The organism is Bacteroides eggerthii (assembly GCF_025146565.1).
Classification (GTDB): Bacteria; Bacteroidota; Bacteroidia; order Bacteroidales; family Bacteroidaceae; genus Bacteroides; species Bacteroides eggerthii.
In genome coordinates this window covers 363,242-386,296 of the sequence record NZ_CP102258.1, presented here as the reverse complement: position 1 = coordinate 386,296, position 23,055 = coordinate 363,242, and the positions used below count along the sequence as shown (strand labels likewise).

Here is a 23,055-nt window from a genome sequence, read left to right as displayed (position 1 = left end):
ATAAACAAGGTCAGCAGGAATTTTTTACATAAATGGACATGAATGTATATAACCTAAAATAAGAATAAATTTTAATAAGGGCTGCCCAAAAAGAAAAAAATGCAGTTGCCATCCTATAGATACTTGCAGAAAGGATAAAATTTACTTTTAGACCTTTTGGGATAGCCCTTATTAATACTTCAGATAAAATTCCTTAGGTTATATTTTCAATCCTTTGGACCGGGTTTCCTCCTTGGCATACAGTCCCGGACGCCCGATTATGACATGGTTGGCAACGATACTATCCGCCGGACTGCGTATCTGCGGCGGTGCATTTTCGGGATATTGCGCCTGCCTGTTCCTCACATCTTCCGCTTCCGGCTTGAGCTGTTGCCCTTCATTCTCCTTTTCTGCGACTTCGGGCGTGGGTGGCGCAAGCTCCAGCTGAATTTTTCGGTCAAGGGCGGCAAGTTCGGACTTCAACTGCTTCAGCTCGTCCTCCTTCTTCCACACCTTACCCGCTATCTCCTGTAACTGCGGTATCTCCATCTCCAGCACCTCGTTCTTCGCCTTGTACTGGTCGATGATGGAGGGTATCCTCTCCATCGCGTTGAGGAAGTTGCGGGCGGCGGCCAACGGGTCAGCCATCGCCAGATGCCCGTTGTTGTAGGTGTACTTGTAGTTCCCCTCGACCACGAAGCGGTTGTCGGTGAACTCCAATCCCTCTTTGAGTATCCTTTCGCTCACCACCTTTATCGGAAAACCGTAAAGTTCACCGACCTGCGTGTACAACCCTCCGGTCGTGGCATTCTTGGCTATCTCCTGCAAACGCTTTCCGATGACCTTCTCATCGGCGGAATCCACTCCGTCCACCTTTATTATATTAAGGCGGTTGCCCTCCTTGTCGGTCTGCACCACCGACAGGAAGCGGTTCCAGTCCTCCGTCATGGCATCTATGAAAGCCGTGTTGTTGCGCAACTCGCCGGTCTTTGACTCCAGCTTGAACTCCGAATCACGCTTGCCCTTGTTGAACGACTTGCGTTCCCCTTCGAGCGATGCGATCCGCTTTTCCAGTTTCGCCTTGTCCAACAGGTCGGTATTGCCGGAGAGCAACGCCATGTATTCCGAGAAATTCATGCCCGATTTTTCGTCCATTGCCCCCTCGTCGATGGTACGCGCACCCATCGCACCGCTTTTGAGCTGGCTTATGAAAGTCTGCTTGCAGTGCAGGAGGTTGAACTTGTAGCTGTCCAGTGACTTCTCCACCGCGTAGATGATTACATCCACGTTGTTCCCGGCGAAATGTTTGGCAATCTCATTACCTGCCCTAACTCCGCGTCCGTCACGCTGTTGCAAGTCGGACGGTCGCCACGGCGTATCGAGATGATGGATAGCCACACACCGTTTCTGGGCGTTCACACCCGTTCCGAGCATAGAGGTAGAGCCGAACAGCACACGCACCGTCCCGGCGTTCATGGCGTCTATCACCGCCTTCCGCGCCTTGTCGGTCTTGCACTCCTGAATGAAGCGCACCTCGCTTGGCGGTATACCGTAGTCCTCCGTCAGTTTGCGCTTGATTTCCGAATAGACGTTCCACCCGTCGCCCGGCTGGTATGTCCCCAAATCAGAGAAAACGAACTGCGTGCCTTTCTGGGCGTCGTATTTTTGATAATACTCCGCGATCATCTTGGCACAGTGACTCGCTTTGTTGTCGGGATGATCTTCGTAATTCGGGTCTATCATGCGCATGTCGAGTGCCATTTTCCGGGCATAGTCCGTGGCGATGAGCATCTTCGCCTTTTCTTCCGTTTCCGAAAGCGGCAGCCTGCCCAACAAGGTGGCATCGCCCGTCTTGGCGAACTGCATCAGTTTCTGTATGAAGTCCTCCTGTTCCGGCGTGGGCGGTATATGGTGCAGTATCTCGTTCTTGGCAGGACGGTCAACGCCCACATCCTCCGCCGTGCGGTAGTCCGTGATTTCATTATAGAAGGCGGCAAGCTCCGGCACTTTGATGAAGTAGCGGAAACGCTCCTTCTGGACCACATTGTTCGTCACGTTAAATTCAAAATCCGTCGTCTTCTTGGCAAATATCGCCGCCCAAGCGTCGAAACACCTTATGTCCTGCCGTTCCAGCTCCTTCGGGCGCAGGTACTTGAACAGCAGGTACAATTCAGTCAGTGAGTTGCTGATAGTCGTGCCGGAGAGGAAGGTCGCACCCAAGTCTTTTCCTGTGCGCTCCTGTATGGTGCGTATGGCAAAGAGCATGTTAAGTGCCTTCTGGCTTCCCTCGCTGTTTCCCAATCCCGCCACACGGTCGTGGCGCGTGTTGAAAGTCAGATTCTTGAACTGGTGGCTCTCATCTATGAAGATGTGGTCGATGCCCATCTGCTTGAAATCCACCACGTCGTCCGTGCGTGACTTTATGGCGTGTTCCACCTTCTCCAGCTTCGCTTCAAGGTTGTGCTTGCGCTTCTCCAATCCTTTCAGCATCGCCCGCGACACGTTCTTTCCCTGCTGCCGTAGCACTTCGAGGTTTTCCTCCACCGTGTCAAGCTCTGCTTGCAGGATGCGCTGCTGCAATTCCGGCGACTGCGGTATCTTGCCGAACTGGTCGTGCGACATGATGACGCAATCGTAGTCGTTGTTCTTTATATTATTGAAGAAGCGCACACGGTTGGCGGTCGAAAAGTCCTTCTCCGAAGCGTACAGAATACGTGCGTTGGGATATGCCGCCTGATAGGTGGCTGCAATCTCCGCAACGTTGGCTTTCAGCCCGATAATCATCGGCTTGTGTGCCAAATTCAGACGCTTCATCTCATGCGCGGCGATGCACATTATCAGCGTCTTACCGGTTCCCACCTCGTGGTCGCAAATTCCGCCGCCGTTCTGTTTCAACATCCAGACGCAATCCATCTGTGAGGGATAGACGCTCTTGATACCCCGGCTTGCCAGCCCTTTCAGGTTGAGGTCGGGAAAGGTCTGATGGGAGCCGTCGTAGCGCGGGCGCACGAAACAGTTGAACTTGCGGTTATACATCGTCACAAGCCGCTCCTTGAACTGCGGCGACTGCTCTTCGAGCCATTCGGAGAAGCCGTTTCGTATCTCGTCAATCTTGGCGTTGGCGAGTTGTATTCCCTCGCTGTCGCGCATCTTGATGTCGTTGCCATGCTCGTCCTTGCCGATGGACTTCATCATGTCAGGGCAGGTGTTGTGCAGGGCGTGTTTTAGGAGGTGCATACCGTCATAGTTCCGGTAATACCCCTTCACCAGAAACTCGTCCGTGATTTTCATGGTGCGGTAGCCGCACACCACCGAAAACTCGTCCATGCTTGCGGAATAGGCGATTTTCACCTCCGTGTCGAACAGCCGGCTCATGTAGGCGGCATAGACACCCGTCGGAATCCAGCGTTCCCCGAAATTGAAGTCCAGATCCTCGAAGGCGATGCGCTGCGGCTCGGCATCTTTCAGAGCCTCCAACGCCTGCTTCACCTCCGGCATACGCTCATTTTCGGGATTGTCACCCATCCATGCCTCTATGCGTTCCGCTTTCTCTATGACATTTCCGGCGATGAAACGGTCTTTGATTTCGTAACCGGTCACGAGCGGATTGTAGTAGATGCGCCCTTGCAGGGCAGTGAGCAAATCCTCCGCCGTGCTGTCGGTTATCTCCCGCATATAGTCGAGATTGACCGTACCATATTTGTTGAGCGACGCAGACAGGGCTTCTTCGGGAGAGCCTACGTTGGCATGGCTCTCCACCGCGAAGGAAACAGGATGCTCGAAGATGTCCGCCTTGACGAACTTTCCGTTTTCCATCCGTTCCAGCGAAAGGATGTCGCGCCCGCCCGCATCCATCATCACTAACTTCACGTTCTGCTTGGCGTTGAGGTTGCCGTAGCGCATGACAAACTCATCGTAACAGGTATTCAGATGCTCTCGCCACGGAACATTTGCCTCGCGCCGGAGCGATTCATAACGGTACAGACGCTCGTAGGCGTCACGCAGCGACACATACAACAACGCCTTTTCCTTCTGGTATCCTTTCAGGTCGAGCGGCTGGAATGTCGCCCCGTATGGCGTGATGTCTTTCAGGTAGCCGATGTTATGACGCCCCCGGTCAGCCACCAGCGACCCTTCGCGCAGGTGCATCTCCGGCGTGCGGTGGTAGGCACGCGGAGAAAGGTCCACGACTTCCTCCTTCGGCTTTTCCGCTTCGATGTCGGGGAAAAGGAAAGTCCCCACCGCTTCCGATGGGGTATCTGTAACGGCAGGTGCGGCGACTGCCTCCGGCTGTGTTTCCTCCTGTCGTGGCTGCTCACGGGAAGTTTCCGGCACGGCTTTCACTTCCGTCTTTTCCGCCACTTGTTTCTCGTTATGCTGCCTTGCCAGTTCCCGAAGTTCTTTCCTACGCTCCGGCGTCAAACCCATCATCATTTCATAGAAACCGTTGATGGGAGGATTGGTATCCCAGTCCAGTGTGGCATAGATGTCGTCCGGGTCGGCAGGCTTGGCGGTGTTCTCCGCTTTCACCTCCTTATTCTCCATTGCGGGTTTTGCAGTTGGAGCTGTCGGTGTAACCGTGACTTTCGGTTTGGGCGGAGTGGACTTTGCCGTAACTGCCTTTTTCACCGTCTTTTTCTTTTTGGAGGTTTTCGGTTGGCTGACCTCTTCCGTCATCCCCCAGAGGTCAAGCAGGGTGAGCTGCACGCCTGCGGAATATTGCGGGCGCGGTTCTATCTCCGGCTTTTCATCTGCGGGTTGCGGCTTTTCTGTCGGAGTTTCCACCGTCTGCGCCGAGGATACTGTTTCCAATTTTATGGCAGGACGCTCTACTTTATTTTGAACGGCAACTTTTTCTTCCGTTCCTGCCTGCCGGATTGAACCCGAATACAAGCGCATGGCAAGCCTGTAATGGAAATCCTCGTCGAGCATACGGCGCAAATCCCCGGCGATGCCTGCTGCCTTGCCCTCGTGCAGATAAACCATAGCGGGCTTCCCGTAGGGGTCTGTGTCAAGTTTCGCCATCGTATGCACGATGCGTTCCGGGTGGTGGATGAAATAGGCGTTGTCGGTCAGGGCGGTTTTCGTGTCCGTCTGTATCACGGTCATCAGCCGCTCGTCCTGCGACATTTCCTTCTTGCTGAGGTTCTTTTGCAGGACAATCAGGTCACTGCCCACCTCCGTGCCCGCGTTGTCCGTGAACAGGTTGTTGGGCAGGCGTATCGCGGATACCAGATTGGCCTGACTGAACAGCTCGTTACGCACGGAGGTCTTGGTGCTATTCAATACCCCTTGCGAGGTGATGAACGCCACGATACCGCCGTCACGCACGGCATCCAGTCCTTTGAGAAAGAAATAGTTGTGGATGGTTTTCTGGGCGGAGCGTCTGCCGAAAGAGTCGCTCCGCTGAAACTCCGCGTCGAACACGGCAATGTCACCGAACGGAATGTTGGACACCGCCAAGTCGAAATAATTGTTGAACGGTCTTTCGATTTTCTCAAAACCGCAGGTGCGCATTTTCTGGTCGGGATAGAGATGCCTCAAGATTGTACCCGTGAGCAGATCCTTCTCGAAAGCCATCACATCCGCATTGGGGCTGTGCCGCAGCATGGAATCCACGAACACGCCGACACCTGCCGACGGTTCGAGCATACGGGCGGGGCGGACGCTGTAATCTGCCAGCACGTCCGCGATGGTGTCGGTTATCTCTTTGGGGGTGTAGAAAGCGGTCAGCACGGACGCTTTCAGCGAATCCACAAACCGCTTGTACTCTGTTTCGTCCTTGCTGTTCTCACGGATAAGCCTGTGCAGCTCCACCGTCGGGGCGAACAGTTCGAGGTCGGATTTCGCCCACCGGACGGCATCCGTCAGTTCCTTTGCAGGGTTGAGGATACATTTCAGACCGCCGAAACCGCAGTACCTTTGAAGTATGGCACGCTCTTCGGTTGTCGCTGTCCTATTTTCCCTGTCAAGGATGAATGCCGTCCGTATCGCCTCGATGTTGTCCCGCAGTTTCTGTTTGCGGTTAAACGCCATATTCGTCTAAGTAAAGGACGGTTGCTCCCGTCAGCTCCGTGTAGAGCAGGTCGTAATCGGAAGACAGGGCGAAATTGTCATCCGAGAGGTCATAGACGGAGAACACGTTGCCGACAAGCGGCAGCAGTTTCAGGACAAAGGCTTCACGCTTCTCTTCCGGCACTTCATCGGCAAACTCGTTTTCCACGACTTCGCGGAGGATGGCGTAACGGGAATAATGCAGCCCGCGCAGCAGCGTGTCCATCGCCAGTTCCTGCGCACCATCGGCGGGATAGCCTTCAAGCCGTGCCCTCTCATACGTTTCGGCGGCACGGTCGGCCCGTTCCCGTATGAAAGCGGTGTCGTCAGCCTGTTCAAACTTGTTCGTGCGGAGATAGTCCAGCAGGTACAGACCGTAATAGGAAAAGTCGGTCTGACCCTCGTTTTTCTTCTTGTTGTTCATTACTTTGGATTTAGCGGATTGATAATTAACGGGATAATCGGTTGGAAAAAGGAAGAAAAAGGCACTCGGTATCCCTCCGAGTGCCACCACTAAATCCAAAGTATGAGTGTAATCCGGTATCGAAGAACAATTCATTACTCTGAACAAGTGGCAAAGTTAATACTATTTCTTCCGTCCTGAAAATTTCTTGTCCTTTTTAGCCTCCGGGAACACAAAAGTCGTGTTATATTCCCCGTCAAAGGCGACAACAGCATCGAAACTCTTGCCCTGTTTGCTCTTGAACCCTTTGAGCAGCTTGGTATGCCCTTCGGTGAGCAGGTCTTTGATTTCATCGTCGGACAGGGTGCGTCCCGCTTTCAGCCGGAACACGGGCAGTCCGCACTCCGTGTTGTCGCAGCGTACCACCTTGCCGTAGAACCGCATCCTGCCCGTGCCACACTTGGGACACGCGCAGCCGGAGTCACGGCTGCCGAAGAGCTTGTCGCACGAGATCAGTTCGGAGGTTATCTCACGTGTGTACGCCTCTATCTCCTTGCGGAAGGTGTCGTCGGACAGTTCCCCGCGCTCGATACGCGCCAGCTCCTTTTCCCATTCGCCCGTCATGGCAACATCGGCGATGCGCATCGTCTTGACGACGGAATTGAGGGCAAGTCCTTTTTCGGTGGGAACAAGCGACTTCTTGCAGCGTTCCATGTAACCGCGCTTGAAAAGCGTTTCGATGATGGAGGCGCGTGTGGCGGGAGTACCGATGCCACAGTCCTTCATCGCCTGCCGCAGTGCGTCGTCCTCAATTTCCTTGCCCGCCGTTTCCATTGCCGAGAGCAGGGTGGCTTCGGTATGCAGCGGCTTGGGTTTGGTCTTTCCTTCGGTAATGGACGAGCCTTTCGGTGTCAGCGTGTCGCCTTCCTGCCAGCCGGGGATGGTAATTTCCTCTTTTTCCTCGCCATAGACGGCACGCCATCCGGTTTGCTTCACGACGCTGCCTTTTACGGTAAACTCCACTCCGGCACATTCCGCCGTGACAGTGGTCACATCCTTGACGCATTTCTCAGAGAATGCCTCGACCATGCGCCCGGCAATCATCTGATAGATGGTATTGTCCTCTTTGGAGAGGAAGAGCGGTTTCTCACCCGTGACGAGCAGGGCATGGTGGTCTGTCACCTTGCCGTCGTCCACGCTGCGGCGTGTCGGGGCGGCTTTTGCCCGCACCTTGTCTTTCCATTCGGGCTGTGTGCCGATGAAAGCGAGCAGTTTGGGAATTTCGGCAAACACGTCTTCGGGGATGTAGCGGCTTCCCGTTCTCGGATAGGTTATCAACTTCTTTTCGTAGAGTTTCTGCGCGATTTCAAGCGTCTGTTCCGCCGTGAAGCCGTGCTTGGCGTTGGCTTCTTTCTGGAGCGTGGTCAGGTCGTAGAGCAAGGGAGTTTCCTCCGTCTTCTCCTTGCGCTCGGCTTTCGTGACAGTGGCGCAACCTGCCGCCTTTACCTTATTATATAGTTCCATCGCCGGTTCTTTCTCTTTCCATTTCTCGGAGGATGAGAATTTCACGACTTCGCCGTCGCAACCGTCCGTTGCGATATGGAGCTGCCAGAATGCTTCGGACGTAAAGCGGCGGTTCTCCCAGTAGCGTTCACATACCATAGCCAACGTTGGTGTCTGCACCCGCCCCACGGAATACGTGCCGTGTCCGGCGGCGATGGATAACGCCTGTGTGCCGTTGATGCCCACGAGCCAGTCGGATTCGCTCCGCGCTTTGGCGGCGAGGTAGAGGTTGTCGTATTTGCTGCCGTCTTCGAGTTTCCGCAGTCCCTCGCGGATAGCTTTGTCGGTGAGAGAGCTGATCCACAGGCGCACGAAAGGAGTGGTGCAACCCGTATAGTGGTAGAGGTAGCGGAAGATAAGCTCTCCCTCGCGTCCGGCATCGGTCGCCACGATGATATGTTCGCTTGTGTCGAACAGTCTTTTGATGACTTTTATCTGCGACACCACGCCGCTGTCGGGCTTGTAACCTTTCTCCGTCCTGACCTGACGGGGGACGAGCGTGAATGTGTCGGGAATAATCGGGAGGTTGTCACGGACAAATCCGCGCACGCCGTAGCCGTCGGGCATGGCAAGCTGAACGAGGTGTCCGAATGCCCATGTCACGGCATAACCGCCTCCCTCGAAATATCCTTCCTCTCTCTTTGTCGCGCCCACGATGCGGGCGATTTCACGTGCCACGGAGGGCTTTTCTGCAATGATTGTCTTCATGTCTTCTTCTTTTTTGTTGATACTTTGGATTTTATTTTGGATTCAGTGGCGGACACGGGATTACATTTTCATGCCCTTGCCCGTTTTCTTCTGCGGCTTCTCCTGCTGCTGTTGCTGGCGGGCGTCCTTCGGGTTGGTCTGACCTTTCTGCAACGGCTCTCTCAGATTCTTTGTAGCCTCGTTGGTCTTGCCATCGTTGTTCACCGCCACCTGCGTGCGGCTCTCGTTGGACGGAGCAACCTGCTGTGCATTGTCAGGGTTCGTGTCGTAGCGGTACGGGCGTCCCTTCTCCGGGTTGAACTTGATATACATCGTGGCATGGAAGCCCTGCTTGTCGGTCACGTTCTCCAGCTTCACGGCTTTACCCGCCACATAGTCGGCTTTCTGCTGGTCGGTGAAGCTCACGCCGCTCCATTTGCTGATGGGGCGGATGCTGCCGTCCTCGTTCGTCCACGTGTTGCGGCGTTGCTCCTTCTTGGTCTGTGCGGCATTTTCCCCGCCCTGCGCCTGACTTTTCGATGTGTCGCCTTTGGTTTCCTGTGTCTGTGCGGTACGGGGCGACTTGCCGGTTCCCGGCACGAACTCCACGCCGCGCTGCTCCACGTTCACTTGCAGGGTGGTGACGAACTTTCTGCCGTCGTTGCGCTCGATGAGCTTGTCGCGTACGGGCAGTCCGGCGCGGAGCATGTCCCGCTCCTGCGTGGTGATTTCCGTCTTGCCGATGCGCTCCGGGATGCGCACCCTGCTTGCCGGAATGTCCGTGATTTCATTCGTCTTGCGGTCGATGCTGATGTAGGAGGGGATGATCTCGCCCGTTTCCCTGTCCACAATGTCCACGACCCTACCGAGATTGCCCGTTTCGCGGAGGTTCTTCCGGTCATTGTCGGAGAATTTGTGTTCCTTGTACTCATCCAGCTTCTGCTCCTTGCGGATGAAGTGCGGCACGAGGCTGATGTTTCCCTCACCGTCCTTCTTGAAGGAGAGGCGGGCGTCCAGCTCGAATGATTCGCCGCCGAAGGTCGGTTTGACCTTTACCAAGTCGGACTTGCCATAGTTGAGCATCTTCGTAAGGTCGCCGGACTTTTCAAGGTTGTCCCGCTTTACGCCCCATCTGTCCTCCAGCTCCTGCCAGTTGATTTTACTCTCGTCGATGGGCTGGTAGCCACGTTTGCCCTGCATCTGTTCGGATTTGTCCTGTTGCTGTTCTTTCCGTTGTTCCATGTTCTCCTGTTTTTGAGGTTCTTGTTTCTCTGTCTGTTGTGCTGCCATCTCTTCCTGCACCTTCTTCTCATAGTCGGAGGTGTCCACCTTGTGAGGGGCGAGCAGCTCCTTGTTCGCTTCGGGGTCTTTCAGCAGTTGCTTCATCACCTCTAAGAGATTTTCAGCTTGGTCTGCCGCAATGCGGTAGAAACCGAAGCGGCTGGGTTCCTTGCACTGCCGGAAGAAGTTCTTGAAGAAGTTGTCCAGCACGTCGCCATGTCGGTCGAATTGCAGGAAACTCTGCGCGTTCTCCGCTTTTGCGGGGGTGCGCTTGGGTGTGCCGTCCGCGTTCAGCCCGGCTACCACGCTGATCTCGCCTGTCTTCTCGTCACGGACTACCAGCACGTCCTTTTCGTCTTTTTTCTTTGCCATCTGAAAAATGTTTTAATGGGTTATTTATGAAAGAAATTATGGATACGAGCCTTGTAGAAGGCTATATCTTCCTTTTTGAAGTCCTTGATATGGTTGGAAAGGAATGTCAGCACGTCCTCCTCGCTGTAATAGGTCTTCTTGCCCAGCGTCTTGTAGGGCAATGCGCCTACGCTGCGGTAGCGTTGGAGGGTGCGTTTGCTTATCTGGAGCAACATGCACAAATCCTGATTGTCGAAAAGGCGGATGCTTTCCGTGATAGTGGGCTGTTTCCCCTCAGCCTTCATCGCCAGCAGCAGTTCGTCCTGACGGTCGAGCCGTTCCATCAGCTTCTGCATCCAGCCCTCGAAGTTGTTTCGTGTGAGCAGTTCCATGACCTATGTCCTCCTTCCTTTTGGTTTGCCGCCCGTGCGCAGCGTGTGGTTGTGGAACAGGGTGTCTATTGTCCCTTCCTCGTTCCTTACTGTGTTGTCCTCCAATAGCCGCAGTATCTCGGAAAGGCGGTAGCGGCAGCTTCCGCGTACCACCACATACTCGATACGGTGGTCGGTGCGCATACGCTGCATGGTGCGCTTGCTCACGTTGAGCATCTTCGCCGCCTGTGCCGTGTCAAGCAGCTTGTCTTCGGTTTCCCGCTTCCGTTTCTTCTCGTCCCTTGCCTCGCGGATGTACCCTGCGATGTTCGCAATCTGCGCCATCATCTCCTTGTAGGCGGAACTTTCCATTGTTATCACTTTCATGTTCAGTCCTTTCTTTTTGTTTCTGCGACAAAATTCGGCAATAAACAAAAGGGGCTTTAACAACTCACTACGTGACTCACGTAAGATTTTTGCGGAAGATGGCTCCGTAACCCGGTCAAACGGCGCAACAGGCAGCCTTTCAGCGGAAAACGATACGTCTTGTATGCCGTTTCGTTACCTTTGCGGCAAACTCTAAATGACATGAATATGGAAATAGTATCTATCGAGAAAAAGACTTTCGAGATGATGGTGGCGGCATTCGGCGCACTCTCGGAGAAGGTCGCCGCCCTGAGGCGCAAAAGCGACACGGGGCGCATGGAAAGATGGCTCACGGGCGAGGAGGTCTGCGGGCAGTTGAGAATAAGCCCGCGCACGTTGCAGACGCTGCGTGACAGGCGGCTTATCGGCTACTCGCAGATAAACCGCAGGTTCTATTACAAGCCAGAGGAGGTGAAGCGGCTGATACCGCTTGTCGGCACGCTCTATCCGCACGGCAGATGATTTGATTTATTCACCCACTGAATCCGAAGTTATGATGAACGAGAACAACGATGTTTTTACGATGGAAGACGAGCCGATAGCCTCTGTGGTGCAGGATATGCGCAAAGGCTCGAAATGGCTGTCCGCATTTCTGGAAAGCTACCGTCCTCCGCTGGACGGGGAACGTTACCTGACGGACGGCGAGGTGTCGGAACTGCTCCGTGTGAGCCGGCGCACCTTGCAGGAATACCGCAACAACCGCGTGTTGCCCTTCATACTTTTGGGAGGGAAGGTGCTTTACCCGGAAACGGGGCTGCGCGGGGTACTGGAAGCGAACTACCGCAAGCCGCTGGAGTGAGGCGGTTTCATGAAAAAGTAAACGGGTGACACCTTTTGTGGTGCTACCCGTTTACTTGTCTTATGGGGTATGTGCAATCAGCAATACCCGGCTTTTCCGTTCTGTATGAACATCACGTATGTCTGCCGTTTCTCTTGTGAGAGTGCCTTTCCCACCAGCCATGTGCGGAACAGGTGGGTGTTGTAGGTATTCACCCTGAAAGCGACCGGGATGATGATTTCAAGGGCGTACACGTCCGCGTGCAGCCCGTTTTCAAGCTGCATGTAGCGGCACACCTCGTAGTCGTTCAGCACGTCCGACTTGCGGACGGCTCTGATGGCGGCGTTCACTGCCGGGACGGTCGTATGGAACAATCCGGCTATTTCGGTGGCGGTCATCCACACGTCGTTACCGGTTACGCTGACTGCCTTGTCCTCGATGATGATTGTGTCACGTTTCATGGCTTTTCTTTTTAGATGGTGCAACCTGCAAATTCCTCGACGCCGTTCAATCTTGCGGCAAGGTTCTCCATGTCCTGATTGAGCTTCTCTTTGGTTATCTTTGCGTAAATCTGCGTCGTCTTTATGCTCTTGTGTCCGAGCATGGAGCTGACCGTTTCGATGGGAACACCGTTGGAGAGGAATATCGTCGTGGCTGCCGTGTGGCGGCTCTGATGCCACGTGATATGCTTGGTGATGCCGCAACGCTTGGCGACGGCACGGATACCGGCAAGGCACGTGTTATAATGCGGAACGGGAAATATCCTGCCGTCCCCGCACAGTCCCCGGTATTTGCCGATTATGCGGTTGGCGATGTCGAGCAGGCGGATGTTGGACACCACGCCCGTTTTCTGGCGGTTGATGTTTATCCACTCGTGTTCGTCGAAGTAGGTGCGGATATTCTCTTCCGTAAGGTTGCGCATATCCGCGAACGACAGCCCCGTGAAGGCGCAGAACAGGTAGAGGTCGCGGTACAATTCCTGTTTGGCGTTTTTCAGTTTCCCCTCCATCAGCAGGCGGATCTCATCTTTGGTCAGGAAACTGCGTGTTGTTTCCTCCTTCTTGATTTCATACTCGCGGAACGGGTCGCGCGTCAGCCACTCGTTGTTGATGGCGATGAATACCATCGTCCGTAACGGGCAGACGTACAGCCACACGGTATTGGTGCAGCAGTGCTTGTCCGTGCGCAGGAACATCTCGAAGTCGGAGATGAAAGCCGGGGTAAGCTCTTTTAGGGCGATGTCCTTCACATGGTAGCGGATGTCGAGGAACTCTTGCATGTGCTTGTAAACGGTGCGGTACTTCAGCAGCGTGCCTTTGGCTTTCATGCCTGCCTCCACCTGCTTCTCGTAGTCCTCGTTGTGCTGGCGGAACACCTGCATCAGCGTGTGGTAGCGGTGTTCCAGTCCGAGAAAGGCGTTCTTCACCTTCTCCGCCGTGACGAAGTTGTCACGCTCCATGATTTCCTGATAATGCCTGTTGATGCGTACCCGCATCTTGTCAAGCATACGGTTCGTTTCGAGTGCCGCCGTGCTTCTGCCCGTGACACGTCCACCTTTGGTGTCCCACAGTTTCGGATCGACAGTCAGTTTGCAGCTGAACTGTGTCTGGCTGCCGTCCACCGTGATGCGTCCCATGACGGGAACTGTCCCGTCCTTTTTCACTACCTGACGCTTGAGGTAGTAGATTACTGAAAATGTACTCTTCATTGTCCTTAATTTTTGGGTTTCAAAATTAGTTGGTGAAGAGTCCGGTGTTGGTACGCAAAACGGGGAGGAACGGCGCAATCTTTTTCCGTAACCTGATTTTTCGCATGAGTTATGGATAACTCACTATTCCTTAGAGCCTTGTTTCGCTATTCGTACCCGTTTGTCGCATTTTCGGGCATGGTTACGAACAAGTAACGTAGCGGCGTCAGGATTTGGCTTCGGCAGGGATTGTAATGGCTTCACGGATTATCGCCACTTCAACCAAAACCCTTGTAACTCAATTCTATCACTATATCTTTCCGCATTTCACTTTTTTGTAGTAACTTTGCACACAGAAAATACATTTGAATCATGAATATAGAACAGAAATTGGTAGCATCCGTAATTGGCGGATTGAAAGCGCTGTACGGACAGGATGTTCCGGCTGCACAGGTACAGTTGCAGAAGACCAAGAAAGAATTTGAGGGACACCTTACGTTGGTTGTTTTCCCTTTCCTCCGGATGTCTAAGAAAGGACCGGAGCAGACAGCACAGGAGATTGGCGAATATTTGCAGGCAAATGAGCCTTCGGTTTCGACATTCAATGTTATCAAAGGGTTTCTGAACCTGACAATTGCTTCTTCGGCATGGATTGAGTTACTGAACGGTATTCATGCGGATGCGCAATACGGCGTTGTTTCTGCTACTGACAAGTCTCCGTTGGTGATGATTGAGTATTCTTCACCCAATACGAATAAACCCCTCCATCTGGGCCATGTCCGCAATAACCTGTTGGGTAATGCATTGGCAAATATCATTGCAGCTAATGGTAACAAGGTGGTAAAGACGAATATTGTGAATGACCGCGGTATTCATATTTGTAAATCAATGCTGGCTTGGTTGAAGTATGGCAATGGTGAAACTCCCGAAACTTCCGGTAAGAAAGGTGATCATCTGATTGGTGATTACTATGTAGCTTTCGACAAGCATTATAAAGCCGAAGTGAAAGAGTTGATGGCGAAGTTTCAGGGTGAAGGCCTGAGTGAGGAAGAGGCGAAAGCTAAGGCGGAATCTGAATCTCCTTTGATGAAAGAGGCGCGTGAAATGTTGGTGAAGTGGGAAGCTAATGATCCCGAAGTGCGTGCTTTGTGGAAGAAGATGAATGATTGGGTATATGTAGGCTTCGATGAGACTTATCGTATGATGGGAGTTACTTTCGATAAAATTTATTACGAGTCGGAAACCTATCTGGAAGGGAAGGAGAAGGTTATGGAAGGCTTGGAGAAAGGTTTCTTCTACCGCAAAGAAGACGGTTCCGTATGGGCCGACCTCACAGGGGAAGGACTGGATCATAAGCTGCTTCTTCGGGCGGATGGAACTTCTGTCTATATGACGCAGGACATAGGTACGGCTAAATTGCGTTTTGCCGATTTCCCTATTGACAAGATGATTTATGTGGTAGGTAATGAACAGAACTATCACTTCCAGGTACTTTCTATCTTGCTTGATAAGCTGGGCTTTGACTGGGGGAAGGGACTGGTTCATTTCTCTTACGGTATGGTGGAACTACCCGAAGGAAAGATGAAGAGCCGTGAAGGTACCGTTGTGGATGCCGATGATTTGATGGCTGAAATGATTAATACCGCGAAGGAGACTTCCGGAGAATTAGGTAAGCTGGACGGCCTCACTCAGGAAGAAGCTGATAATATTGCCCGTATTGTCGGTTTGGGTGCTTTGAAATATTTTATATTGAAAGTAGATGCCCGTAAGAATATGACATTCAATCCAAAAGAGTCCATTGACTTTAACGGTAATACAGGGCCTTTTATCCAATATACGTACGCGCGTATCCAGTCCGTTCTGCGTAAGGCGAAGGAAGCAGGTATCACTGTTCCTGCACAGCTCCCCTTGGGCATTGAATTGAGTGAAAAAGAAGAAGGGCTGATACAGATGATTGCAGACTTTGCAACTGTTGTGAAACAGGCAGGTGAGGATTATAGTCCTTCTCTGATAGCCAATTATACTTATGACCTTGTAAAGGAATACAATCAGTTCTATCATGATTTCAGCATTCTGCGTGAGGAGAATGAGGCAGTGAAGATATTTCGTCTTGCCTTGTCCGAGAATGTGGCTAAGGTAGTGCGTTTGGGAATGGGGCTGCTTGGCATTGAAGTTCCCGACAGAATGTAATTAAGGATATTTTGTATATGAAAAGCCCTCTTTACGGTTCGGTAAAGAGGGCTTTTATTTTGATTACGGCTTTATTTTTTCTTCTTGGCGTATTTTCCGCGTCTGGCTTTCGGTGCATCCGGATCACTTTGCAGTTTGATGATTTCCCTGCATGCGTCCAGGCTCAGATCCTGCGGGATGATATCCTTTGGAATCTTATAGTTGCTGCCTTTATAAGTAATGTAGGGTCCGTAGCGGCCATTCAGAATCTCCAATTCAGGTTCCTCCTCAAATTTCTTAATATGTTTTTTGGCTTCGGCATCTTTTTTGTTCTGGATAAGCTCGATTGCTTCGTCCAATGTGATTTCCAACGGGTCTATTGTTTTAGGGAGTGAAGCGTAGATTCCGTTGTTGTGTATATAAGGCCCAAAGCGTCCGGTTCCTACGGTTACCGTCTTGCCTTCGTATTCGCCCAAAGTGCGGGGAAGCTTAAACAGATCCAAAGCCTCTTCCAACGTTATTGTCTCAATGGACATATCCTTTTTGAGTTGGGCAAAACGCGGTTTCTCGCTATCGCTGGCAGTACCGATTTGTACGACAGGGCCAAAGCGACCGATTTTTACGGATACCTGTTTACCACTGCCCGGTTCTTGGCCTAAGATGCGTTCACCTGCTTTATGGGCATTTTTGGTGGCGAGCGTATTTTCTACGGACGGGTGGAAACCCTGGTAGAAATTACTCAAAATAGCCGTCCATTTCTTCTCTCCTTCCGCTATTTCGTCGAATTGTTTCTCGACGCTGGCGGTGAAGTTATAGTCGAGGATATTGGGGAAGTACTCCATTAAGAAGTCATTGACCACCGTACCTATATCGGTAGGTATCAGTTTGGCTTTCTCTGCTCCTGTAATTTCCACTTGGGTGATATCTGTAATCTCGTTGTTCTGTAATGTAAGTACGTTGTAAGAACGCTCTTCTCCCGCTTTTTCACCTTTCTCCACATAGCCGCGTTGCTGTATGGTCGAGATGGTGGGGGCATACGTGGAAGGACGACCGATGCCCAACTCCTCCAGCTTGCGCACAAGGCTGGCCTCAGTGTAGCGGGGTGGATGTTGCGTGAAGCGTTCCGTAGCAATAATGTCCTGGTTCTGTAAAACTTGTCCTTTTTTCAAAGGGGGCAGCAGGCGGGTTTCATCTTCCAGTTCTGCTTCTTCATCGATAGACTCGCGGTAGACATGGAGGAAACCGTCAAACTTTACAACTTCTCCCGTTGCTGTGAACGTCTCCGATTCGTTGCTGATGCTGATATTTACGGTAGTCTTTTCAACTTCCGCATCTGCCATTTGGGAAGCTATTGTGCGCTTCCAGATCAAGTCGTATAGTTTTTTTTCCTGTGGGGTACCCTCTATTTTGGCATTTTCCATATAGGTGGGGCGGATAGCTTCGTGAGCTTCTTGGGCGCCTTTGGTTTTTGTGGCGAAATGGCGCGGATAAACATAACGCTCTCCCATAAGGTCGGCAATAACGACTTTGCTACTGTTCACCGCCAGTTCCGACAGATTGACTGAGTCGGTACGCATATAGGTGATTTTTCCCGATTCGTACAATCGTTGCGCAATCATCATGGTTTGTGCCACTGTGAACCCTAATTTACGGGCAGCTTCCTGTTGTAAGGTAGATGTCGTAAATGGGGCGGAAGGGCTCTTCTTCAACGGGCGGGTGGAGATGTCATTGATAGTAAAAGTGGCTGATTTGCAACTTTCCAGAAATTTCTGCGCTTCGGCTTTTGTTTTGATGCGGCGTGCCAGTTCGGCTTTCATTTCAACCAGCTTGCCGTCTGTATCGGGTACAAGGAAAACGGCGGTAACCCGGTAGGATGCCTCCGACTGGAAAGCCTGTACCTCGCGTTCGCGCTCTACGATGAGGCGGACGGCTACCGACTGCACACGTCCGGCAGAAAGAGCGGGTTTTACTTTTCTCCACAATACGGGTGAGAGTTCAAAACCTACAATGCGGTCCAAAATACGGCGTGCCTGCTGCGCATCCACCAAATTGATGTCAATATTACGTGGCTTCTCAATAGCCTTTAGAATGGCGCTTTTGGTGATTTCATGGAAAACGATACGCTTGGTATGTTCCGGTTTCAGCTTCAGCACTTCATATAAATGCCATGCAATTGCTTCTCCTTCGCGGTCCTCATCGGATGCCAGCCATACGGTTTCCGCTTCTTTGGCTTCGGCTTTCAGCTCTTCTACAACCTTTTTCTTATCTCCCGGAATTTCATAATGCGGTTTGAAGTTCTTATCGATATCAATACTGAACTCTTTTTTCTTCAAATCGCGTATATGGCCATAGCTGGAAAGTACTTTATAGTCCTTTCCGAGGAACTTCTCAATGGTTTTTGCTTTTGCCGGAGACTCGACAATGACAAGGTTTTTCTGCATAAATTTCTGTTTTATAGTGACTCCAGCCACTGATTTTGCCCGCAAAAGTAGGAAAAAACAAACTTACCACCTTATAATATAAGGAGAATTTAGCAAAAAAGGTCTTTTTTGTTCGTAATGTCTCTGATTCCGGCTATTAGAATTTGAAACTTACGCCACCGATGAAGTTGATGCCTTCGGTCGGGTATCCCCAATAATATTGGTAATCCCGGTTTAACAAATTGTTGATACGGGCATAGACGGATATTCCTTTCAGGAACTCGTAAGTACCGCCCAGATAAAGGTTATTAACTGCATCAACCTTGCTTTCTTCCACTTTCTCGCGTGAGACATGCTGATAACCGAGGCTGAGGAGTACAGAGGATATGGGACGTACATCTATATGCAGATTGGCCTCAAAAGCCGGTTTGTAGGCAAGTGCATAGTTCCCGGTGAGCTGGCTGTCATCTTTTGTATCCCAGCTGCGATAGACTCCGGCAGCGGAGAATGAAAATATATTTTTATAGTCGTAACGCAGTTCCGCGCCGGCATAAAAGTTACTTGTGTTCCACTGGTTGATGGAGAGCATCGGATAGGGCTCGCTTGCGGCAGGAGTGAGGATTGTCGGTTGGAAAAACAAATCATCCTTTAGGTTCTGGTATCCGCCGTATAAGTTTAGCCATAAACCTGCTGCCGGGCTGGCTTTGAAGCCGATGGCGGTATTCAGTTGTTCATAGGTGGCGTCCAGCTGCGGAGTTATCTGCCCGTACGGACAGAATGTTTCCAGACGGCGGAAGTCATTTTGCAGTTTTCCCCCTTTGGCCTGTGCATAGAGGATATAGCTGTCCGAGAAATTATATTCTACGGACACATCAGGTGCTGCCCGGAACTTCTTTCCGAAGCCGAAAGCCATATCAACTTGTGCGCCCAGACGTATTTTCCAGTCGTCATTTTCCAACCGGTAGTGCGGGTTCAGATTGAGCGATGTGTAGTTTTCAAAATCATTGTTCTTATAAAACACATTATCCATTGCAAAGGCGATGCCGATGATTTGTTCCTCCGAGATGCTTCCTGCGACCTGTGCTTTGGTGCGGATTATATTCTCCTGATTATCCGATATGCCGAGATCGTATTGGCGTTCGTAGAGCATCAAGTTCGTCTCCGCACTGAATTGGAGGGGCAGTTCCGTATCAGTGGATTTCACTCCGAAATGAATGTCTCCGGAGGTGAATTTCTGTTTTCTGACGGCTGCATCAGGCAGGAAATTGAAGTTGCTCAGTCCGAAGTTGCCTGCGATGTTCAGATCCACTTTCTTGAAACGATGCAGATAATCTATGTTGGCATGTGTACGATAATAATAAGAATTCCATTTGCCGCCATTTTCCGGTAAATCGAGTTTGCCGTCCCTGCCGTTCATGTGGAAATTCAGATTCAGGCGGTCTTTGCCGGATAGTGTAAACAGATAGTTGGCACGTGCATCTAAGTTGCCGTAATTGCCGTATCCTAACCTGACGTATCCGGGCTGTGCCTTGGCCTGTGTTTCTTTTCCGGTATACGCCTGCATGACGGTTGCAGGGATGGCATTGGCGGGCATGAGGGTTGCATCATATTCCACAACTCTTTTGCTGGCAGTTGGCGGCTCCACTTTGGGAAGCACATTTATTTTGGATGCATCCAGAATGTCGGGATTGTATTCCTGTTCCACAACGACTGTACGGTTCACTGTGGAATCTTTGGCCTGTTGCTGGGCGTGAATGCCCAAAGGTAAGGTCATCAGCGCTATTCCGCTGAAGATATATTGTATCTTTCTCATATTCATTATATTCTTTTTATTTCAGCTTTTCCAGTCTTTCTTGGATCATACCCTCAATGTCATCATCGTTATGATAGTTCTGTTGCAGGCTTAACAGATATTGGCGTGCATCCAGTTTTTTATCCATGGCGACATAAACGTCGGATAGGAGGATGAAGCTGCGTGCCAGCCAGTAAGCGTGCGGCGTACTTTGATCGATGAAGTTTAGGATTTCTTTTTCTGCGGCAGCATATTCACCGGCGTTGTACATCTGTTGTGCCACCAGGAATTTAGCTTCCGCACCGTATAGCGTACGGGTATCTTTTGCCAAAAGTTTGAGGTCGTCCGCTGCTTTTTTCACTGCTTTTTGGTTCAGATAGGCTTTGGCGCGATAGTACAGGGCTTCATTCTGTAATTCGGGAGTCAGTTTGGCTTCGGTGAGCAGGGTGGTTGCGGCTTGGATTACTTCTATGTCATCCTTCAGCAATGCACCGCAGCGCAGTACGCCTGTCGCACCCAGTTGTCTGCGTTCGGCGGTGGTGGCGCGTGCTTGCAGTTGTTTATAGTCGGCCATTGCCTGTTCGTACTCCTTGTGGTTGAACAGAATTTCTCCGCGCATCAGCAGTGCCTCTTCCGAGTACGGGCTGTCCGGATACTCCAGCAGTTTGCCTGCATGCTCCAGTACGGCGACTTCATCTTTTTGTTCTTTTCCGATAATGCTAAGATAATAATGTGCGTTCAGGCTGAAAGCTCCGTTCGGATAGCTTTGCAGATAACGGGTGAAACTTGCTTTTGCAGGAGTGAGTTCGCCTTTCATGTAAACCTTTTCTGCGGCAATGTATGTAAGTGAGTCTTGTTCGCTGGGTTCAAACCGGATAGCACCCGGCATTTGGGCAGCAAGCGCTGCGAACTCATCCACGCGGTTGGCTTCCACATAAATGGATTTGAGGTCGCGCATGGCAAGGCGGGCCTCCTCGCTACCCGGGTATTTGGTAATGACATGTTTATAGGCTTCGATAGCCCGGTCGTAATCATCATTCTGATAATACAGTAAGCCTATTTCTGCAGCGGCCTTACGGCTGACAGGACTTTCGGGATATTTGTTCAGCAGTTCCCGGAAAGTGGCGATAGCTTGGCTGTTGTTGCGGCTCTGCACATAAGAACGGCCTTTTTCGTAGAGCGCATTGATGGCGTATGGCGAATTGGGATATTTGTTTGCCAGTTGGTTCAGCAAGGCCACCTTGCCGTCATAGTTCTTTTGCAAGCCTGCCACCAGTGCCAATTGATAGTAGGAGTAGTCGCCTGCCGGTGTACCCAGATTCTCCGCCCGGGTATAATATTGCTTGGCTTCATCAAAGCGGCGTGCTTGCATGTGGCAGTCACCGATACGGTTGTATGCGTCGGCAAGAACGGTTGCATCTCCGCTTTTTTGCAGTTGGATGAACTTTTGGAAGCGGTCTTGCGCCGTTGCATAATCTTTTTTGTGGAAGGTTATGTAGGCAAGGTTATAGTAGGCAAGGGCATACATTTCCGTATTCTTCTGCGTGGTAAGCGACAGGTAATCGTTGAAGTTGCGGGCGGCCTCCTGCATGCGGTTCAGGCGGTAATAAGATTCACCCCGCCAATAAAGGGCATTCGCTTTGGTTTGCAGGTTATATTGGCCCAGGGCGATGCTTTGGTTGAAATAAAGGATTGCCCGTTCAAACTGCGTATTGGCAAAGTACTGGGTTCCCAGATGGAACAGGATTTTCTGTTTGGCTTCCAGAATGGCTCTGCTGGGATGTGCAATACGCTCAATGGATTTGAGCGCGGCGTCATAGCTGCGTGTATTCATGTACACCTCTACCAGATAGTTGCTCACCTTGTTGGCATAGGCGGAGTTGGGAAACTCGTTCAGGAAGTTTTCAAAGACCGTAACGGACTCGCCGAATGCGGAGTAGGATGTTTCGTGGATGCAGAGGGCATAATTATAGGATGCCTGTTCTTTTATTTTCAGGTTGGCGTTGGATGCGGCAGCCTGTTCAAAAGCCATACGGGCTTTGTTCTTGTCGGCAAGTTGCAGGTAAGCCAGTCCCATGTGCAGATAAGCGTTCTGCGTGAGCTCATCTTTGCCGGTAGTCACTTCGCCCAGGACGACGGGAACTTGCGAATAGACTCCCGTCCGGTAATAGGACATTCCCAGCATATAAAGTGCGTCCCTTCTTGCCGCGGGCTCTGCATTATCTTTCAGATAGTGCCCGAAGGCTTTTACGGCTTCGTGATACTTGCCGAAATGGTAGTCGGCCGTACCTTGTATGCGGTACATCTCTCCCGTATATTTCTGTCCGGGATAAGCGGAGAGGTAGTTTTGGGCAACGATTTCCGCTTTGTCATAATTCTTTTTTATGAGGTATATTTCCGCAATGTAATAAGGTACGAGCGCCTTGTATTTCGCATTGTCCTGCAGGCTGAGGAAGCCGCTGAGCGCATCGTCATAGCGTTGTTGGGAGTAGCGGATGTATGAAAGGTAATATGTGCAGTCCGCCGCATATTTGGAGCTGGTGCTACGCAATGTCTCAAACCAGATGGCGGCTTCTTTCACATTCCCGGTTTTCAGGTAGCAGGTTGCCAGACGGTAGGTCATGTCATCCCGTTCTTCATTGCCCAAAAGGTCGAGCCGGGCGGAGTTGAACATTGCCAGCGCATCATCATATTTTCCTTCGAAGAAATAGGCGGAAGCGATAAGGGCATAAATACGGTTGGCATGGGGAGTGTCGGGATACGTGTCAAGATACTCCCGCAGCAGTTCTATGCTGTTTGGACTTCTTAATTCATATTCGGCGCATACCAGCATGTATTCGGCTTCTTCTTTCTCTCCGGCAGTGGGGAGCGGGTTGCCTTCCGCGCCGGTTTGTTTTATGAAAGCCTGCAACGGAGACATGGCGGCGGCAAATGCTTTTTGCCGAAACAGGTTCTGGCCTTCCTCGTACAGCCGTTGCGGGGAGGTGGTTTTCTCGCTCGTCTGTGCTGTGGCGAGCAAAGGTGCGCAGCAGAGTGCGGTGCACAATATTCGGTAGATTTTATGTTTCATCTTTGGCTATGGAATAGATTCTTT

The 23,055-nt window shown here is 51.5% G+C and carries 14 protein-coding genes; 3 read left to right on the top strand and 11 right to left on the bottom strand.

What is annotated here, in order from left to right:
• Window positions 1-198 precede the first annotated feature (198 nt).
• From NQ546_RS01695 to NQ546_RS01670, 6 genes are read right to left on the bottom strand one after another with little or no spacing between them, the layout of a single operon-like run.
• Window positions 199-6,015, bottom strand: coding sequence for an N-6 DNA methylase (locus tag NQ546_RS01695; protein WP_004291462.1), 5,817 nt, complete (start codon window positions 6,013-6,015; stop codon window positions 199-201).
• Window positions 6,005-6,592 (bottom strand): DUF1896 domain-containing protein, encoded by a 588-nt coding sequence (locus NQ546_RS01690; RefSeq protein ID WP_004291461.1) that lies wholly within the window; start codon window positions 6,590-6,592, stop codon window positions 6,005-6,007. Before NQ546_RS01690 ends, NQ546_RS01695 begins: the two co-directional genes overlap by 11 nt.
• A gap of 27 nt (window positions 6,593-6,619) precedes the next feature.
• Entirely contained in the window at window positions 6,620-8,707 is a 2,088-nt protein-coding gene (locus tag NQ546_RS01685; protein WP_004291456.1) for a type IA DNA topoisomerase, read from the bottom strand.
• Window positions 8,708-8,767: 60 nt separating this feature from the next.
• On the bottom strand, window positions 8,768-10,339 hold the full coding sequence (locus NQ546_RS01680; protein ID WP_004291455.1) for a DUF3945 domain-containing protein: 1,572 nt from the start codon (window positions 10,337-10,339) through the stop codon (window positions 8,768-8,770).
• A 20-nt stretch (window positions 10,340-10,359) separates the two neighbouring features.
• Window positions 10,360-10,710: a helix-turn-helix domain-containing protein gene (locus NQ546_RS01675; protein WP_004291454.1), complete on the bottom strand. Its 351-nt coding sequence runs from the start codon at window positions 10,708-10,710 to the stop codon at window positions 10,360-10,362.
• A gap of 3 nt (window positions 10,711-10,713) precedes the next feature.
• Complete coding sequence (locus tag NQ546_RS01670; RefSeq protein ID WP_004291432.1) at window positions 10,714-11,139, bottom strand: helix-turn-helix domain-containing protein; 426 nt, start codon at window positions 11,137-11,139, stop codon at window positions 10,714-10,716.
• Window positions 11,140-11,277: 138 nt separating this feature from the next.
• Between NQ546_RS01670 and NQ546_RS01665 the strand changes: the two genes are divergently transcribed.
• Together NQ546_RS01665 and NQ546_RS01660 are read left to right on the top strand one after the other, a co-directional pair.
• Complete coding sequence (locus tag NQ546_RS01665) at window positions 11,278-11,577, top strand: helix-turn-helix domain-containing protein (protein ID WP_004291426.1); 300 nt, start codon at window positions 11,278-11,280, stop codon at window positions 11,575-11,577.
• A 31-nt stretch (window positions 11,578-11,608) separates the two neighbouring features.
• On the top strand, window positions 11,609-11,914 hold the full coding sequence (locus tag NQ546_RS01660; RefSeq protein ID WP_004291424.1) for a helix-turn-helix domain-containing protein: 306 nt from the start codon (window positions 11,609-11,611) through the stop codon (window positions 11,912-11,914).
• A gap of 77 nt (window positions 11,915-11,991) precedes the next feature.
• Here NQ546_RS01660 and NQ546_RS01655 read toward each other — a convergent pair whose 3' ends face one another.
• Both NQ546_RS01655 and NQ546_RS01650 read right to left on the bottom strand, forming a co-directional pair.
• Entirely contained in the window at window positions 11,992-12,354 is a 363-nt protein-coding gene (locus NQ546_RS01655; RefSeq protein ID WP_004291423.1) for a hypothetical protein, read from the bottom strand.
• A gap of 11 nt (window positions 12,355-12,365) precedes the next feature.
• Window positions 12,366-13,601, bottom strand: a complete 1,236-nt coding sequence (locus NQ546_RS01650; RefSeq protein WP_004291422.1) for a site-specific integrase — start codon at window positions 13,599-13,601, stop codon at window positions 12,366-12,368.
• A gap of 351 nt (window positions 13,602-13,952) precedes the next feature.
• Between NQ546_RS01650 and argS the strand changes: the two genes are divergently transcribed.
• Window positions 13,953-15,770: an arginine--tRNA ligase gene (gene argS, locus NQ546_RS01645; RefSeq protein WP_004291395.1), complete on the top strand. Its 1,818-nt coding sequence runs from the start codon at window positions 13,953-13,955 to the stop codon at window positions 15,768-15,770.
• 71 nt (window positions 15,771-15,841) lie between these two features.
• Here the strand turns inward: argS and topA are convergent, their stop codons facing one another.
• The 3 genes from topA to NQ546_RS01630 form a co-directional block, all read right to left on the bottom strand.
• A complete protein-coding gene (gene topA / locus NQ546_RS01640) occupies window positions 15,842-18,190 on the bottom strand; it encodes a type I DNA topoisomerase (RefSeq protein WP_039953520.1) in 2,349 nt (782 codons plus the stop codon).
• A 136-nt stretch (window positions 18,191-18,326) separates the two neighbouring features.
• Entirely contained in the window at window positions 18,327-19,982 is a 1,656-nt protein-coding gene (locus NQ546_RS01635) for a TonB-dependent receptor (protein WP_039953425.1), read from the bottom strand.
• 16 nt (window positions 19,983-19,998) lie between these two features.
• A complete protein-coding gene (locus NQ546_RS01630) occupies window positions 19,999-23,031 on the bottom strand; it encodes a tetratricopeptide repeat protein (protein WP_004291392.1) in 3,033 nt (1,010 codons plus the stop codon).
• Window positions 23,032-23,055: the final 24 nt, after the last annotated feature.